The organism is Pseudomonas tolaasii NCPPB 2192, from assembly GCF_002813445.1.
Lineage (GTDB): Bacteria > Pseudomonadota > Gammaproteobacteria > Pseudomonadales > Pseudomonadaceae > Aquipseudomonas > Aquipseudomonas tolaasii.
In genome coordinates this window covers 6,479,637-6,495,537 of sequence record NZ_PHHD01000001.1, presented here as the reverse complement: position 1 = coordinate 6,495,537, position 15,901 = coordinate 6,479,637, and the positions used below count along the sequence as shown (strand labels likewise).

15 protein-coding genes are annotated in these 15,901 nt (G+C 61.2%); 10 read left to right on the top strand and 5 right to left on the bottom strand.

The annotated features are described in order from the left end of the window. Nucleotides 1–49: 49 nt before the first annotated feature. Nucleotides 50–1,243, top strand: coding sequence for an enoyl-ACP reductase FabV (gene fabV / locus ATI14_RS29605; protein ID WP_016971462.1), 1,194 nt, complete (start codon nt 50–52; stop codon nt 1,241–1,243). Nucleotides 1,244–1,450: 207 nt separating this feature from the next. After that, on the top strand, nt 1,451–2,074 hold the full coding sequence (locus ATI14_RS29600) for an HAD family hydrolase (protein ID WP_016971463.1): 624 nt from the start codon (nt 1,451–1,453) through the stop codon (nt 2,072–2,074). Here ATI14_RS29600 and ATI14_RS29595 read toward each other — a convergent pair. After that, a complete protein-coding gene (locus tag ATI14_RS29595; protein ID WP_016971464.1) occupies nt 2,071–2,976 on the bottom strand; it encodes a LysR family transcriptional regulator in 906 nt (301 codons plus the stop codon). The two genes, ATI14_RS29600 and ATI14_RS29595, sit on opposite strands and share 4 nt — an antisense overlap. 103 nt (nt 2,977–3,079) lie before the next feature. Between ATI14_RS29595 and ATI14_RS29590 the strand changes: the two genes are divergently transcribed. Beyond that, the gene (locus ATI14_RS29590) at nt 3,080–4,249 is read left to right on the top strand and encodes an aspartate aminotransferase family protein (RefSeq protein ID WP_016971465.1); all 1,170 of its coding nucleotides are present in this window, start codon (nt 3,080–3,082) and stop codon (nt 4,247–4,249) included. A 119-nt stretch (nt 4,250–4,368) separates the two neighbouring features. On the opposite strand, the gene punR is transcribed toward ATI14_RS29590, so the two are convergent. Continuing rightward, complete coding sequence (gene punR / locus ATI14_RS29585) at nt 4,369–5,283, bottom strand: DNA-binding transcriptional activator PunR (RefSeq protein WP_016971466.1); 915 nt, start codon at nt 5,281–5,283, stop codon at nt 4,369–4,371. Nucleotides 5,284–5,405: 122 nt separating this feature from the next. Here punR and punC point away from each other — a divergent pair, with 122 nt between their 5' ends. Next, a complete protein-coding gene (gene punC, locus ATI14_RS29580) occupies nt 5,406–6,596 on the top strand; it encodes a purine nucleoside transporter PunC (RefSeq protein ID WP_016971467.1) in 1,191 nt (396 codons plus the stop codon). 109 nt (nt 6,597–6,705) lie between these two features. Here punC and ATI14_RS29575 read toward each other — a convergent pair whose 3' ends face one another. Then, a complete protein-coding gene (locus ATI14_RS29575) occupies nt 6,706–7,539 on the bottom strand; it encodes a hypothetical protein (RefSeq protein ID WP_016971468.1) in 834 nt (277 codons plus the stop codon). 158 nt (nt 7,540–7,697) lie between these two features. On the opposite strand from ATI14_RS29575, the gene ATI14_RS29570 reads away from it, so the two are divergent. Continuing rightward, nucleotides 7,698–9,194: a nucleobase:cation symporter-2 family protein gene (locus ATI14_RS29570; protein WP_016971469.1), complete on the top strand. Its 1,497-nt coding sequence runs from the start codon at nt 7,698–7,700 to the stop codon at nt 9,192–9,194. Nucleotides 9,195–9,307: 113 nt separating this feature from the next. Here the strand turns inward: ATI14_RS29570 and ATI14_RS29565 are convergent, their stop codons facing one another. Next, nucleotides 9,308–10,240: a proline iminopeptidase-family hydrolase gene (locus tag ATI14_RS29565; RefSeq protein WP_016971470.1), complete on the bottom strand. Its 933-nt coding sequence runs from the start codon at nt 10,238–10,240 to the stop codon at nt 9,308–9,310. Between the two features lie 92 nt (nt 10,241–10,332). After that, entirely contained in the window at nt 10,333–11,097 is a 765-nt protein-coding gene (locus ATI14_RS29560; protein WP_016971471.1) for a LuxR family transcriptional regulator, read from the bottom strand. A gap of 183 nt (nt 11,098–11,280) precedes the next feature. On the opposite strand from ATI14_RS29560, the gene ATI14_RS29555 reads away from it, so the two are divergent. Genes ATI14_RS29555 through ATI14_RS29535 form a run of 5 tightly spaced genes read left to right on the top strand, consistent with a single transcriptional unit; the run spans nt 11,281 to nt 15,894 of the window. Then, nucleotides 11,281–12,168: a proline iminopeptidase-family hydrolase gene (locus ATI14_RS29555; protein ID WP_016971472.1), complete on the top strand. Its 888-nt coding sequence runs from the start codon at nt 11,281–11,283 to the stop codon at nt 12,166–12,168. Between the two features lie 3 nt (nt 12,169–12,171). After that, nucleotides 12,172–13,119 (top strand): ABC transporter permease, encoded by a 948-nt coding sequence (locus tag ATI14_RS29550; protein ID WP_016971473.1) that lies wholly within the window; start codon nt 12,172–12,174, stop codon nt 13,117–13,119. Continuing rightward, entirely contained in the window at nt 13,116–13,973 is an 858-nt protein-coding gene (locus ATI14_RS29545; protein WP_016971474.1) for an ABC transporter permease, read from the top strand. Before ATI14_RS29550 ends, ATI14_RS29545 begins: the two co-directional genes overlap by 4 nt. Then, entirely contained in the window at nt 13,970–14,926 is a 957-nt protein-coding gene (locus ATI14_RS29540) for an ABC transporter ATP-binding protein (RefSeq protein WP_080520013.1), read from the top strand. The genes ATI14_RS29545 and ATI14_RS29540 overlap by 4 nt, the downstream gene beginning before the upstream one ends. After that, nucleotides 14,923–15,894 carry an ABC transporter ATP-binding protein gene (locus ATI14_RS29535; RefSeq protein ID WP_016971476.1) on the top strand — a complete coding sequence of 324 codons (972 nt, stop codon included), beginning with the start codon at nt 14,923–14,925 and terminating at the stop codon, nt 15,892–15,894. Before ATI14_RS29540 ends, ATI14_RS29535 begins: the two co-directional genes overlap by 4 nt. Nucleotides 15,895–15,901: the final 7 nt, after the last annotated feature.

Genomic DNA, 15,901 nt, shown 5'->3' with positions numbered 1-15,901 from the left:
TTGAATGGCCACCACTGGCCGTCGACCCCTTGGAAGAGGCAGAAATTTTATGATCATCAAACCGCGGGTTCGTGGCTTTATCTGTGTGACCGCTCACCCTGTTGGCTGTGAAGCGAACGTCAAGGAACAGATTGAGTACGTGACTCAACACGGCGCCATCGAAGGCGGCCCTAAAAAGGTGCTGGTCCTCGGCGCTTCCACCGGTTACGGCCTCGCCGCGCGCATCAGTGCCGCGTTTGGCTGCGGCGCCGACACCCTGGGCGTGTTTTTTGAGAAAGAAGGCGAAGAAGGCAAGCTGAGCTCCGCCGGCTGGTACAACAGCGCGGCGTTCGAAAAGTTTGCCGTCGAAAAAGGCCTGTACGCCAAGAGCATCAACGGCGACGCGTTCTCCGACGAGATCAAGCGCCTGACCATCGACACCATCAAGAAAGATCTGGGCAAGATCGACCTGGTGGTCTACAGCCTGGCCGCGCCACGCCGTACCGACCCGCAAGGCGTGGTGCACAACTCCACCCTCAAGCCGATCGGCAAGGCCGTGACCCTGCGCGGTATCAACACCGACAAAGGCGTTGTGGTCGACACCACCCTTGAGCCTGCGACCCAGGAAGAAATCGACGGCACCGTCAAAGTGATGGGCGGCGAAGACTGGCAGCTGTGGATCGACGCCCTGCGTGACGCCGACGTGCTGGCCGAAGGTGCCAAGACCACCGCGTTCACCTACCTCGGTGAAAAGCTGACCCAGGACATCTACTGGAACGGCTCCATCGGCGAAGCCAAAAAAGACCTGGACAAGAAAGTCCTGACCCTGCGTGACAACCTCGCCGCACTGAAGGGCGACGCCCGTGTGTCGGTACTCAAGGCCGTGGTCACCCAGGCCAGCTCGGCGATCCCGATCATGCCGCTGTACCTGTCGCTGCTGTTCAAAGTGATGAAAGAGCAGGGCACCCACGAGGGTTGCATCGAGCAGGTTTACGGCCTGTTCAAGGACAGCCTGTACGGTCAGACGCCGAAGCTCGACGCCGACGGCCGCCTGCGTGCCGACCTGGCTGAGCTTGAGCCCAAGGTTCAGGACGCCGTTGCTGCGCTGTGGAACCAGGTGACCGACGACAACGTCAACGAGATCAGCGATTTTGCCGGCTACAAGGCAGAATTCCTGCGCTTGTTCGGCTTTGAGATCGACGGTGTTGATTACGAAGCTGACGTAAACCCGACTGTGAAAATCAACGGCCTGATCCAGGCTTAAAACACAGTCAAAGCATGCGGCAGCCAGCTTGTGTGGGAGCTGGCTTGCCTGCGATAGAATCGCCGCGGAGCAACGGATACACCGAGGTGACTGCATCGCAGGCAAGTCGGCTCCCACATTTGCTTCGGGTTACAACCACGCGCTCCCGTCCGTGCTCACAATCTGCCAGACTCCCTCGGCTATCAAGCCACGCTAACGGAGGATCTGATGACGATTCGTGCAGTAGTTTTTGATTTCGGCGGTGTTCTGTTCGACTGGAGCCCGCAGCACCTCTATCGCAAGCTGATTGCCGACGATCACGAACGGCAACACTTTCTCGACACCGTCTGCACCCAGGCCTGGAACACCGAGCAGGACGCCGGTCGCACACTGGCCGATGGCACTCGCAGCCTGATCGCCGAACACCCTCAACATGAAATCCTGATCCGTTCCTACTACGACCGCTGGCATGAAATGCTGCGTGGCCCGTTGCCGGACGGCGTGGCGATCCTCGAAGCGTTGTATCAGGCGGACATGCCCTTGTTCGGGCTCACCAACTGGTCTGCCGAAACCTTCCCTTACGCGCGGGCCAACTACCCGTTCCTGCAGCGGTTTCGCAACATCGTGGTATCGGGCGAGCTGAAGCTGATCAAGCCTGACCCGGCGATCTACCACGCCAGCCTTGGCCAGGTGCGCGCTCATCTGCCGGATATCCAACCCGCTGAAGTGGTGTTTATCGATGATGTTGCCGGCAATATCGAAGCGGCCCAGGCCCTTGGCTGGCAGGGCATTCACCATGTATCGGCCGAGCGCACCGCCGCGCGCCTGCGTGAGTTGGGGGTGACGTTCTAGAGCGCCCACTTCTCCATCACGAAATCCACGAATGCACGCAGCTTGGGCAGGCGGTAGCGGTCCTGGCGATACAGCAGGTGCATGGGGCGGCTGGGCAGTTTATAGGTCGTGAGCAAGGCCATCAGCTTGCCGCTCTCCAGGTCCGGTTGTACCAGGGCATCGGCCAGCATGATGATGCCCATGCCGTTGACCGCCGCCTGGCGCAAGCCTTGCGAGCTGTTGATGGTCAACGAGCCCGACACCGGCACCTCCACCTCGCCGTTATCGTCGGCCATGCGCCACAGTTTGTCGGTGTCGCGCCAGTTGTCGTTGGCCGGGTAGGCGAACGCCAGGCAGTCGTGCTGCTGCAGGTCTTCGGGTTTCGACGGCGTGCCGCGTCGCGCCAGGTAGTCGGGGGACGCACAGAGCGTCAGGGTGTAGGGCTGCATGGGCCGGGCGATCAGGCTGGAGTTTTCGAGTTCGCCGAGGCGGATGGCCACGTCGAAGTCGCTGTCGACCAGGTCCATGCGCTCATTGCTCAGCACCACGTAGAGGTTGATCAGCGGATAGCGCCGCGAAAATTCGCTCAGGGCCGGCACCAGGCGTTCTGTGCCGAACACCGGAGGGGCGGTGATGCGCAGGTTGCCTTTGGGGATTTCGCTGTGGGTTTGTTCGGCCAGCCGCTCGGAGTCGGCCACCAGCCCCAGCACCTCCAGACACCGCTGGTAATACTGCCCGCCAAATTCGGTGAGGCTTTGTTTGCGCGTGGTGCGCTTGAGCAGGCTGACTCCCAGCCGTTGCTCCAGTGCGCGCAGGTGATTGCCGACCATGGTGGTCGACAAGCCGCACTCTTGCGCGGCGGCCGTCATGCTGCCGGTCTCCACGACTTTTACGTAAACCGTCATCGCCTGGAACAAGTCCATTATCAAGCCCTGGTTTAAAGTCATTGCAGGAAATCACAGTTTATCCAGCCAGGGTGGCTAACGATACTGCTCCCATCACAACGATGCACTGGAGCCTGCCACCATGAACGCCGCCTGCCTGATGACCACCTATCAACCTCTGGCCCTGAGCTTTACGCGCGGCCTGGGCACGCGCCTGTGGGACCAGCAGGGCCGTGAATACCTCGATGCGGTGGCCGGCGTGGCGGTCACCAATGTCGGCCATTCCCACCCGAAACTGGTGACGGCCATCAGTGAGCAGGCCGGGTTGCTGCTGCATACCTCCAACCTCTACAGCATTGATTGGCAGCAGCGGCTGGCCGAGCGCCTGGCACGGCTGTCGGGGCTGGACCGCGCGTTTTTCAACAACTCCGGAGCAGAGGCCAACGAAACCGCACTGAAACTCGCGCGGCTGCACGGCTGGAAAAAAGGCATTGAAGACCCGTTGGTGGTGGTGATGGAAAACGCCTTTCATGGGCGCACCCTCGGCACTATGGCCGCCAGCGACGGGCCTTCGGTGCGCCTGGGTTTCCAGCGCTTGCCGGGGGATTTCGTCAAGGTGCGCTTTGGGGATCCGGCCGCGCTGGAGGCGATTACCGAACAGTTCGGCCCGCGCATCGCAGCCGTCTTGCTGGAGCCGATTCAGGGCGAAAGTGGCGTGCTGCCGGCGCCGCCCGGTTACCTGAAGGCCGTACGTGAGCACTGCACGCGCCACGGCTGGCTGATGATGCTCGACGAAATCCAGACCGGCATCGGCCGCACCGGCGCCTGGTTTGCCTTCCAGCATGAAGGCATCGTGCCCGACGTGATGACCCTGGCCAAAGGCCTCGGCAATGGCGTACCCATCGGCGCCTGCCTGGCTCGCGCCGCGGTGGCGCAAATGTTCACGCCGGGCAGCCACGGCAGCACCTTTGGCGGCAACCCGCTGGCTTGCCGCGTGGGCTGCACGGTGCTGGATATCATTGAAGAACAGGGCTTGCTGAACAATGCCGCGCAACAGGGCGCGCGGTTGCTGGCGCGGCTGCACATGGAGCTGGACGAACATCCGCAGGTGCTGGCGATTCGTGGGCAGGGCTTGATGATCGGCATCGAACTGGCCCGCCCTTACCGCGACCTGGCCGAACGTGCCGCCCGGGAGCATGGGCTGCTGATCAACGTGACCCGGGGCAAGATCATCCGCTTGTTGCCGCCGCTGACGCTGGATGGCAAGGAGGTCGAGATGATCGTGCGGGCCATCACCCGCTTACTGGATTGAAATATGGCCTGAATGTGGGAGCTGGCTTGCCTGCGATAGCGGACTGCCTGTGCCAAATGCATGGGCTGGCACACCGCAATTGCAGGCAAGCCAGCTCCCACAGTTGAACAGAATGATATTCAGAGATCAGGCCCATTCAGCCATTCCTGGTTCATGGTCTCTGTATCCCCCAGATACTCCAGCAACCAACTCATGGCCGGCGATAACTTGTCCTGCGCCCACGCCACACATGACGGGCTCGCTGGAAACGGCCGGCTCAACTGCAACGCCACCAATTCCCCGCGCTCGATCCACGGCAATACCTGATGCACGGGCGCCATGCCGACGCACAAACCATCGCGCAGGCAATCAAGCGCCGATGCCCAATTGGGCACCACCAGCCGTCGCTGGTTATCCAGGGTCCAGGTGTCGCGCTTGGGCAGGTTGCGCGAGGTGTCGGTCATGCAAAGCGAGGCAAAAGGGCGCAATTGATCGTCGGTGAGCAACCCTTCAACCGCCGCCAGCGGATGTTTTGCGCTGACCACGCACAGCCAGTTCAGCAACCCCATGTCGCGAAAAGTAAAACGGCTGGCCACCGGCACCGCGCTGGTGGCGCCGATCACAATGTCGGTGCGCTCGTCGGCCAATGCATCCCACACGCCGTTGTACACCTCGTATTCGAGCAACAATTCCACTTCGGGGAACTGCCGATAAAAATCCAGCACCAATTGGCGACAGCGCTGGGGTTTGACGATGGAATCCACCGCGACCTTGAGCTGGCCACTCCAGCCATTGGCGACCTGCTGACACAGGCGGCGGGTGCCGAGCATCTTTTTCATCACGCCACGGGCTTCTTCTATAAAGAGGCGGCCGGCGGGGGTCAGTTCGACATCGCGGTGCCGGCGTACAAACAGCGGGACTGCCAGCCACTCCTCAATCTGACGCACCGTGTAGCTGATGGCCGACGGCACGCGGTGCAATTCCTGGGCGGCGGCGCTGAAACTGCCGTGACGCGCCACCGCATCGACTACATCCAGTGAGTATTCGGACCACATGCCGGTTGCCTTCAGATTATTTGATAGAAGTGTCCAATTATTATCGCTTCACAGTGAAACTGTCAGCTTCATAATGGGCGCCAGTCAGCAAATAGTTTGATGGCAGCACTTCAAAGGCTTCGATGAAAAATTCTTTTGGTTTCACTGCGTATCTGGCCGGGCTGAGCATGCTCGGTTATCTGGCCATGGACATGTACTTGCCGGCGTTTGGCGCCATGGGCGAGCAGTTGCATATTGGTGCGGGCGCGGTGGGCGCCAGTTTGAGTATTTTCCTCGCCGGGTTCGCGGCAGGGCAGTTGTTATGGGGCCCGTTGTCGGACCGCTGGGGGCGCAAACCAGTGTTGGTCATGGGTCTGAGCCTGTTCGTGCTGGGCTGCCTGGGCATGTTTTGGGTCGAGACCACGCCGCAATTGCTGGCGTTGCGTTTTATGCAGGCGATTGGCGTGTGTTCTGCCGCCGTGAGTTGGCAGGCGCTGGTGATCGACCGTTACCCGGCCGACAAGGCGCACCGCGTGTTCGCCAGCATCATGCCGCTGATGTCATTGTCGCCGGCACTGGCGCCATTGTTGGGGGCGATGGTGCTGAATCATTTTGGCTGGCAGGCGATTTTCGGGGTGTTGCTGGGGGTGTCGCTGTTGTTGCTGTTGCCCACATTGTTTCTGCGCTCCGTGCCGAAACGCCTGACGACTAAAGGCGAACCTGCACGCCTGGGTTACGGCCAGTTGCTCACATCCCGCGTGTTCACCGGCAACGTGATGATTTTCGCCGCCTGCTCCGCCAGCTTCTTCGCCTGGCTGACGGCGTCGCCTTTCATTCTCGGTGATATGGGCTACAGCCCCAATGACATTGGCCTCAGCTACGTGCTGCCGACACTCGCCTTTCTGGTCGGCGGTTACAGTTGCCGCAGTGCGTTGCAGCATTACCAGGGCAAAACATTATTGCCGTGGTTGTTGGTGACTTATTGCATCAGCATGGTGGCGTTGTACCTGGTCGCCACACTGACTGTGCCGACGCTCACCACCCTGCTGATTCCGTTTTGCCTGATGGCATTGGTCAACGGCGCCAGTTACCCCATCGTAGTGGCGAATGCGTTGATGCCGTTTGCGGAAAACTCCGGCAAGGCGGCGGCCCTGCAGAACACCCTGCAATTGGGCCTGTGCTTTCTCGCCAGCCTGTTGGTGTCGTCCATGCTCGAGCAGCCGCTGCTGATCACCGTGATCGTGATGCTGGCGACTGCGCCGTTGGCGGTGCTGGGTTACTGGTTGGCGCGGCCGAGGGCAGGCAATTCGGAATTCGCCAACGCATCAAGTTGAAATGCGATCAAACATGTGGGAGCTGGCTTGCCTGCGATGGCATTGGTGAATTCACCACCGTTATCGCAGGCAAGCCAGCTCCCACATGTCGAATGGGTTTCTATAGTGGTTAGAAGGTAATTTCCATATTCACCGTGGGTGTTGAAGTCCGTGTGCCCATACCACCATCCACACCAAACTTGTTGTGCCAGTACTCATAACCCACCCCCAGGTACAGGTTCGGCTTGACGCTTTTCCCCGGCCGTACCGCGACCATCAGCGCGGTACGCATCAGGGTTTCAGGTGCAGTGTCGCGACCGTGGTAGTCCTCGCCTTTCTCGCCGACGTAATTGATAAACCCCTGGAACTTCGCCGCATGGTTGGCAATTTCAAAGGGGCGCATCCAGGTCAGGTTGAGCATGTAGGTGTCGTCGAACGTATGGTTCGACTCCTGCGCGCCGGGGATGCCGGTGTGGTTCTTTTCCTTGTAGTACATCAGGCTCACATCCAGCAGGCCGACCGTGTTGAACTTCAAGGTTGGGCCAATCACCAGGGCGCGCTTTTTCGCCGAGGCGAAGTTGTTGTTGCGGTTGGCGTCGAACCCCAGGGTCAGCGCGTAATCCTTGATCAGGCCGGTGCCGAGCGGCACATCGAATACCCGTGAGGCGTACAACTGGTGCCGGTACACGGCATACACCTCGCTGCCGCCGTGGTCGGTGCCCTTGCGCGGGTCGCGGCTGTCGGACAGGAACACATCGAGGTTCAGGTAATTGCTGCCGTATCGGTAACCGCTGGCGTGGGTGAAGCTGTAGATGCGCTTGCTGAAATCGTCGGGGTTATTCGGATTGGTGAAGTGCTGGCCGTAGCGAAATCCCACGCTGTTGTTCATCCATTCCACTGCGACGGCCTCCCCGCCGCCGAGCAGGGTCAATGCAACGGTTGCGCCCTGTAATGCCTTTTTCATTGTTCTGGGTCCTTTGGCGTTCTGGCTCATGTCGGCCGGATTGTTTTTGTAACGCCGGTGGAGGGTAACTTGTTCAAATGATTGTATACAACTCTATGGACATCCAGTCCTAACATTGCATACAGTGTTTGCACAACAAAAACAGAGAACCCCTCACCATGACTATCCCGAAGGCGTCACAGCAGCGGCCAGAAGATGAGAATCTCGGCGTCGCCGCCAACATGGCTTACGGCCTGCAACATGTGCTCACCATGTACGGCGGCATCGTCGCGGTGCCCTTGATCGTCGGCCAGGCGGCTGGCTTGTCGCCGGCAGATATCGGCCTGCTGATTGCCGCCTCGCTGTTCGCCGGAGGCCTGGCGACCCTGTTGCAAACACTCGGCCTGCCGTTTTTTGGCTGCCAGTTGCCGCTGGTGCAGGGCGTGTCGTTTGCCGGCGTGGCAACCATGGTGGCGATTGTCGGCAGTGATGGCGCCGGCGGTGTGCCGGCGATACTCGGTGCGGTGATGGCCGCGTCATTTATCGGTTTGTTGATCACGCCGGTGTTCTCGCGGATCACCAAATTCTTCCCGCCGTTGGTCACCGGCATCGTCATCACCACCATCGGCCTGACGCTGATGCCTGTTGCGGCGCGCTGGGCCATGGGCGGCAACAGCCGCGCGGCGGATTTTGGCAGCATGTCGAATATCGGTTTGGCGGCGCTGACTCTGGTGCTGGTGTTGCTGCTGAGCAAGATCGGCAGCGCGACCATTTCCCGCTTGTCGATCCTGCTGGCGATGGTGATCGGCACCGTGATTGCGGTATTCCTGGGCATGGCCGACTTCTCCGGTGTGGCCCAAGGCCCCATGTTCGGTTTTCCCACACCATTCCATTTCGGCATGCCGACCTTCCATGTGGCGGCGATCATTTCCATGTGCATCGTGGTCATGGTGACGCTGGTGGAAACCTCGGCGGACATTCTCGCGGTGGGCGAAATCATCGACACCAGAGTCGACTCCAAGCGCCTGGGCAATGGCCTGCGCGCTGACATGCTGTCGAGCATGTTCGCGCCCATCTTCGGCTCGTTCACCCAAAGTGCGTTCGCCCAAAACGTGGGTCTGGTGGCGGTGACCGGTGTAAAAAGCCGCTTTGTGGTGGCAACCGGCGGGGTGTTCCTGGTGGTGCTCGGCCTGCTGCCGTTTATGGGGCGGGTGATTGCGGCCGTGCCGACGTCCGTATTGGGCGGGGCCGGAATCGTGCTGTTCGGCACCGTGGCGGCCAGTGGCATTCGCACACTGTCGAAGGTGGATTACCGCAACAACATGAACCTGATTATCGTGGCCACATCCATCGGTTTTGGCATGATCCCTATCGCCGCGCCGAGTTTCTATGATCACTTCCCGAGCTGGTTTGCGACCATCTTCCATTCGGGCATCAGCTCGTCTGCAATCATGGCGATCCTGCTGAACCTGGCGTTCAACCATTTCACGGCAGGCAACTCGGACCAGCAGTCGGTGTTTGTGGCAGGAACCGAGCGCAGCCTGTGCTTCCACGATGTGGCGGCGCTGCGCGACGGGGATTATTTCCGCGGCGGCAAGTTGTTTGATGCCGAAGGGAAGGAGATTCCGCTGGTGGCCGAGGTGCCCAGGAAAGCCCCAAAGCCTGAAACCGTTTAGATGCTCGTTCCCACGCTCTGCGTGGGAATGCATTCTGTGACGCTCTGCGTCACGAGCCTAAGGGCGGACGCAGAGCGTCCAGGGCGGCATTCCCACGCAGAGCGTGGGAACGATCAACCTGCCTTCAGGACTTCGCGCGGTATGGAACACGCCTCATCCAGAAACTTCACCACCGTCCCCATGCACGCCTGGCGCTCTTCCACGTGGGGCATGTGGCTGGAGTCTTCAAACAGCGCCCAGCGCACGTCGGGTATCTCATCCAGAAACGGCTTGACCACCAGCGGCGTCGCCTCGTCGTGGCGGCCGGAGATCACCAGAGTCGGCACGTTGATGGCCGACAGACGGCCAATCACATTCCAGTCCTTCAAGCTGCCGATCACATGGAATTCCGTGGGGCCGCTCATGGCGTGGTACACCGTGGGGTCGGCGTCCACGGCGGCAAAGGTGCGTGCGACTTCTTCCGGCCACGGGTTGACCCGGCAAACATGCTGATCATAGAAAATGCGCGAAGCAGCGAGGTATTCGGGGTTCTGGTAGTCGCCTGTGGCTTCGTATTTGAGCAGGGTTTCATGCACGCCTTCGGGCAACAATTTGCGCAGGCGGTTGGCTTCGCTGACCCAGGTGCGCATGCAGGTGGGCGAGTTGGCCGGGATAAACGCGCGCAGGCCTTTTGGTTGCAGCACCGCGTGCTCGCTGCCGAGCATGCCGCCCCAGGACTGCCCGAGGATCGCGTAGTTGTCGCTGATTTGCAGGTGGTCCAGCAAATTGTTCAGCTCTTCAAGAAACAGGCTGACCGTCCAGAAAGACGGGTCTTTATCCGGTAAATGGGTGGAGCGGCCATTGCCCAGCTGGTCGTAGTGAATGACGGCGTGGCCACTGGCGGCGACGTCCTTGAACGCGTCGACGTAGTCATGGGTGCAGCCGGGGCCGCCGTGAATGATTACCAGGGGCGTGCGACCGCTGGCCAGGTCGCCGGTAACGCGGTACCAGGTCTGGTAAGCCCCAAATGCCGCATAACCTTCGCGGATAGTGTCGATGAACTCCATTTCGTACCCTGCTCTGAAAAAAAGGAACAGGGACACGATAGTCGCCGCGCGAATTTTAGGTAACTAGCAAAACAGCTAGGTTTTTGAGCCGGTCAATCATCCAGCAGGCGGTAATGAGTGGCGCGCACCACCGCCTGCACGCGGTTTTTGGCGCCCAGCTTGTGCATCGCCGAGGCCAGGTGCAGGGTGACCACCGCCAGCGAACGGCTCAATTGCGTGGCAATTTCCGCGGCGGTCAGGCCGTCGGCGGCCCATTTCAGGCACTCGCGCTCGCGCTTGGTCAGGTGAATATGCGGGTAGGAGCGTAGTTCCTTGCTGAATAGCGGGTAGGCTGCTTCCTGCAAGGCATGGGTGATCAGGCTGAAATCAGCGAGGGTCTGCTGGGCGTCCTTCAACACGCTACGCGCCTTGCCGGTGCGCAGGCCGGTCAGCGAGGCGAAGCCGCCGCGGGGCAGGTGGATCGGCACACTGACGCCGCAGGTCAGTTCGCGCTCATGCAAATAAGAGGACACGGGAGCGTGGCAGGGGTCGATGAACTGTTGCAGCACGGTTTCAGTCTTCGCCTCGTAAGACCATACGAACGGCGACACCGTGCCCAGGGCCAAGTGTTGTACCGGGTCGATCTGGTAAAAACCTTCGCTGCACCACAAGGCATGCCAGTCGGCGGGCGTGTTGCGCAATTCCAGCACGGAGGGGGTGATCAGGGCACCCTCATGGTCGATGGGCACCGGCGTGTAGTCATACACCAGCGCATCGAACCCCAACTGCTGGGCGAGGATAAAGGTGTTGTCCATCTGTTCATCCAGGCTCCTGCCCGGCATGAGTCGATGGTTGAAGGCAGTCAGCTTGGCCAGCATCCGTTCTGCTCCCGAATTCATTTGAATCTCGACTTGCGGCAAGTAGAATGCCACGCCCCGGCGAAGGACTGCCAGGCCAAACCTATAAGAACTACTAGGTTATGGACGCGCGGCATCCTCGGTAGTGTTGGCCTGATAAACGGCCGCTACCTGCCAGGCCGATACAACACAAGGAATGTATGCATGTGGCGTGAAATTGCCCCCGACCAGCACTACAACGTGGCGGTCGACGGCCACAACATCGTGGTCTACAGCTTTGGCGAAGGCGATGAGGTGCTGCTGTGCCTCAACGGCGGCCCGGGCCTGCCGTGTGACTACTTGCGCGACGCCCATGGCTGGCTCAAAGACCATAACCTGCGAGTGGTTGCATTCGACCAGCTTGGCACCGGCGCATCAGCCAGACCCACCGACGTTGCCCTGTGGGAAATCGGCCGTTATGTCGAAGAAGTCGAAACCGTTCGCCAGGCCCTGAATCTGGGGCGCGTGCATTTGCTGGGGCATTCCTGGGGCGGCTGGCTCGGCATCGAATACGCCATTCATTATCCCGAGGCGCTGAAAAGCCTGATCCTGGAAAACACCGTCGGCGACATTCCGCACCTGTCTCAAGAACTGGAACGCCTGCGCGGTGCCCTCGGCAGCGAAACCGTGGCGATGATGCAGCGCCATGAAGCCATGGGTACCCTGGATCATCCGCAATACCAGGCGGCCATCACCTTGCTCAATTACCGCCACGTGTGCCGGCTGGACGAGTGGCCGGAGCCGGTCAAACGCTCCCTCGGCGACTGGAACATGGGGCCTTACGAAACCATGCAGGGCCCCAACGAATTCCTCTATATCGGCAACCTCAAGGACTGGAACCGCATCCCCGAAATGGCCGGCTTCACGATGCCGATGCTGATCACCACCGGCCAGCACGACGAACTCACCCCGGCCTGCGCCCATCGCATGAAACTGGCCGCGCGGCACGCCGAGTTGCATGTATTCCCCAACAGTAGCCACATGCCGTTTTACGAAGAGCCCCAGGCGTACTTTCCAGTGCTGCTGGACTTCCTCGCTCGCCACCGGGGCTGACGGATGAACCTGGCGCGCTACCGTTTTGTACTGTCCCGGCCGCTGCAATTGCTGCCGGTGCTGTTTGGCATCAGCCTGATCACCTTTGTGCTGGTGCGCTCCATTCCCGGCGACCCGGCCCGGGCGCTGCTCGGGTCGCGCAGTACGCCGGACGCCTTGCTGAAAATCCGCGCGCAATACGGCCTCGATCAGCCGCTTTGGCAGCAATATTTCTACTTCCTGAAAAACCTGCTCAAGGGCGACCTTGGCCAGTCGCTGCTCTATAAAGTCGACGCCTTGAAGCTCATCGTTACCCGCATCGAGCCCACCCTGGTTCTGGTGCTTGGCAGTGTGGTGCTGGCGCTGTTGATCGCGGTGCCGTTGGCGACGCTGGCGGCGCGCAACAAAGGCGGTTGGGCGGATAACCTGATTCGCGTGTTCACAACGGTCGGCCTAGGCATGCCCGCGTTTTGGCTGGGCTTGATGCTGATCTTGTTGCTGAGTGTGAAGTGGGGCCTGTTTCCGGTGTCTGGCTACGGTCGCACCTTCGTGGACAAGGCCCACCATATGGTCCTGCCGTGCCTGACCATCGCGCTGGCGTTGTCGGCGGTGCTGGTGCGCAACTTGCGCGCGAGCATGTTGATGGAATTGCAGGCCGACCACGTCACCGCCGCCCGGGCGCGCGGGCTGTCGGAGGCTGCCGTGTTCCGTCGCCATGTGCTGCCCAACTCCCTGGTGCCGGCGGTCAACCTGCTCGCGGTGAATATCGGCTGGCTGATCAGCGGCACCGTGGTGATCGAGAGCCTGTTCGCCATTCCTGGCATCGGCCAGTTGTTGGTGCGCGGGATTTTCACCCGCGACTACATGGTGGTGCAGGGCGTGGCGATGGTGCTGGCGTGCGCAACGGTGGTGGTCAATTTCGTCGCCGACGTGGTGACCGTCGCCCTCGACCCGCGGGTGAAGATGCAATGAGCAGCCGTCCGATGATTGCTCCGTGGCGTTTGCGCCTGCGTTTTGGTTTTCGCAACGGCCGGCTGACCGCAGCATGGGGCGTGTTGACTCTGTTCACATGGTTGGTCCTGGCGCTGTGTGCGCCGTGGATCGCGCCCTATGACCCGATTGCCCAGAACACCGATTTCAGTTTGCTTGCGCCCAGCTTCGCCCATCCTTTCGGCACCGATAACTATGGTCGCGACATTCTGTCCAGGGTGATCTGGGGCGCGCGGATCGACCTGCAACTGGCCATCGTCGGCGTGATCTTCCCGTTCATGATCGGCACGTTTATCGGTGCGGTCTCGGGCTATATCGGCGGGCGTTTCGACAGCTTCTGCATGCGCGTGATCGACGTGATTCTGGCGTTCCCGTTCCTGGTGTTGATGCTGGCGATCATGGCCATCCTCGGGCCGGGCCTGAAGAGTTTTTACATCGCCATGGCATTGGTGGGCTGGGTGTCGTACGCGCGGCTGATTCGTTCGCAGATCCTGGTGCTCAAGGAAAGTGACTTTGCCCTGGCCGCCAGGAGTCTGGGCTTTGGCCACGGGCGCATTCTGTTTCGGCATTTGTTGCCGAATGCGATGTTCGGCTCGATTGTGTTTTCCATGTCGGACGCGGTGCTGGTGCTGCTCAATGGCGCCGCCGTCAGCTACCTGGGCCTGGGCGTGCAGCCGCCGACGGCCGAGTGGGGCACCATGGTCGCCGAAGGGCAGGCCTTCATCACCACCGCGTGGTGGATCTGCACGTTTCCGGGCCTGGCCATCGTGACCCTGGCCATGGGCTTCAGCCTGCTGGCCGACGGGGTGGCGCAAGTTTTGGGAGACCGCACATGAGCCTGTTGCAAGTGCGCGACCTCAGCGTGATCGCCAACAACGCCGGGCGTGATATCACGTTGGTGGATCGCGTGTCCTTCGACCTGGCCGAAGGTGAAATTCTCGGGTTGGTTGGCGAAAGCGGTTCGGGCAAGACCCTGGCCTGTCGCGGGCTGATGCGCTTGCTGCCGTCGCCCAATCTGCGGGTGCAGGGCGGTTCGGTGAGTCTGGCGGGTCAAGACCTGTTGACGCTGGACGACGCTGGCATGCGCCAGGTGCGTGGCGGGCAACTGGGCATGATTTTCCAGAACCCCAGCAGCCACCTCGACCCATTGATGCGCATCGGCGACCAGATCGCCGAGGGCATTCGCCTGCATCAGGGCGTGTCGAAAAAAGACGCGCGGCTCCAAGCCATCGACGTACTGCGCCAGGTCGGAATTCCTGACCCCAAGGCGCGGGTCGACAACTACCCCCACGAGTTTTCCGGCGGCATGCGCCAGCGTGCGATGATCGCCGTGGCCCTGGGCTGCAACCCGAAAGTGCTGATCGCCGACGAGCCGACCACGGCGCTGGACGTGACGGTACAGGTGCAAATCCTGCGGCTGTTGCTGGACCTGCGCGACAGGCGCGGCCTGTCGATCATCATGATCACACACGACCTCGGCGTGGTGGCGCAGACCTGCGATTCGATCGCTGTGATGTACGCCGGGCGTTTGTGCGAGCACGGCAGCAAATACGAGCTGCTGGCCCAGCCGCAGCACCCTTACACCGCCGGGTTGATCGACTGCCAGCCCGCTCACAGCAGCGGCCACGCCTTGCTGCGCACCATCCCCGGCCAACCACCGTTGCTCGACGCCTTGCCTGCCGGTTGCCGCTTCAATCCGCGCTGCCCGCAGGTCGGCGCCTTGTGTACCGAAGTGTTGCCCCAGGGCGCGCGCGTTGCTTGTCACTATCCTTTGGGGGCGCCTTCATGAGCCTGTTGCAGATCAAGGACCTCGAGGTGAAGTTTGCCGCGTCCGGTACGGGCCTGTTCAGCCTGAACAGGCAGTGGGTGAGGGCGGTCAATGGCGTGTCGCTGAACCTGGCGGCGGGCGAAACGCTGGGCCTGGTGGGCGAGTCCGGCAGTGGCAAAAGCACGCTGGGGCGGGCGATTTTGCACCTCAACCCGATCAGCGCCGGGCAGGTACTGTTTGACGGCATCGACATGGCCCACGGCAGCGCCATCGACATCGCCCGGCTGCGCCATGAAACCGCGATGATTTTTCAGGACCCGTACGCCGCGCTGAACCCGCGCCATACCATCGGTGAAACCATTGCCGAAGTGTTGCGCGTGCAGCGCAAGGTCACGCCTGCGCAGATCCCTGCACGCGTGAACGAGCTGCTCGATTTGGTGGGGCTGCGCCCCGAACTGGCCAGCCGCAAACCGGGCTCGCTCAGCGGCGGCCAGTGCCAGCGGGTCGGCATTGCTCGCGCATTGGCGGTGGAGCCGCGCCTGATCATCGCCGATGAGTGCGTGGCGGCGCTGGATGTGTCGATTCAGGGCCAGATCATCAACCTGCTGCTGGAACTGCAACAGCGCATGAACCTGGCGATCCTGTTTATCGCCCATGACCTGGCCATCGTGCGCCGCCTGTGCGACCGCGTGGCAGTGATGTACCTGGGCAAAATTGTCGAGGAAGGGCCGGTGGAGTCGGTGTTCACGTCGCCGCGCCATCCTTATACGGCGGCATTGATCGAGGCGATTCCCGAGATAGATCCACACCGGCCATTGCCTGCGCAACCGTTGCCCGGTGAGCCACCGAGCCCGCTGAATTTGCCGGCCGGCTGCGCCTTTCACCCGCGCTGCCGGCATGCCCGAACGATGTGTTCCGTGATGTTGCCGCCGACGCATTTCCTGCACGAGCATCGGTACAGTTGCGTGCTTGAAGAACCGCTGCTCTAACCCTCTG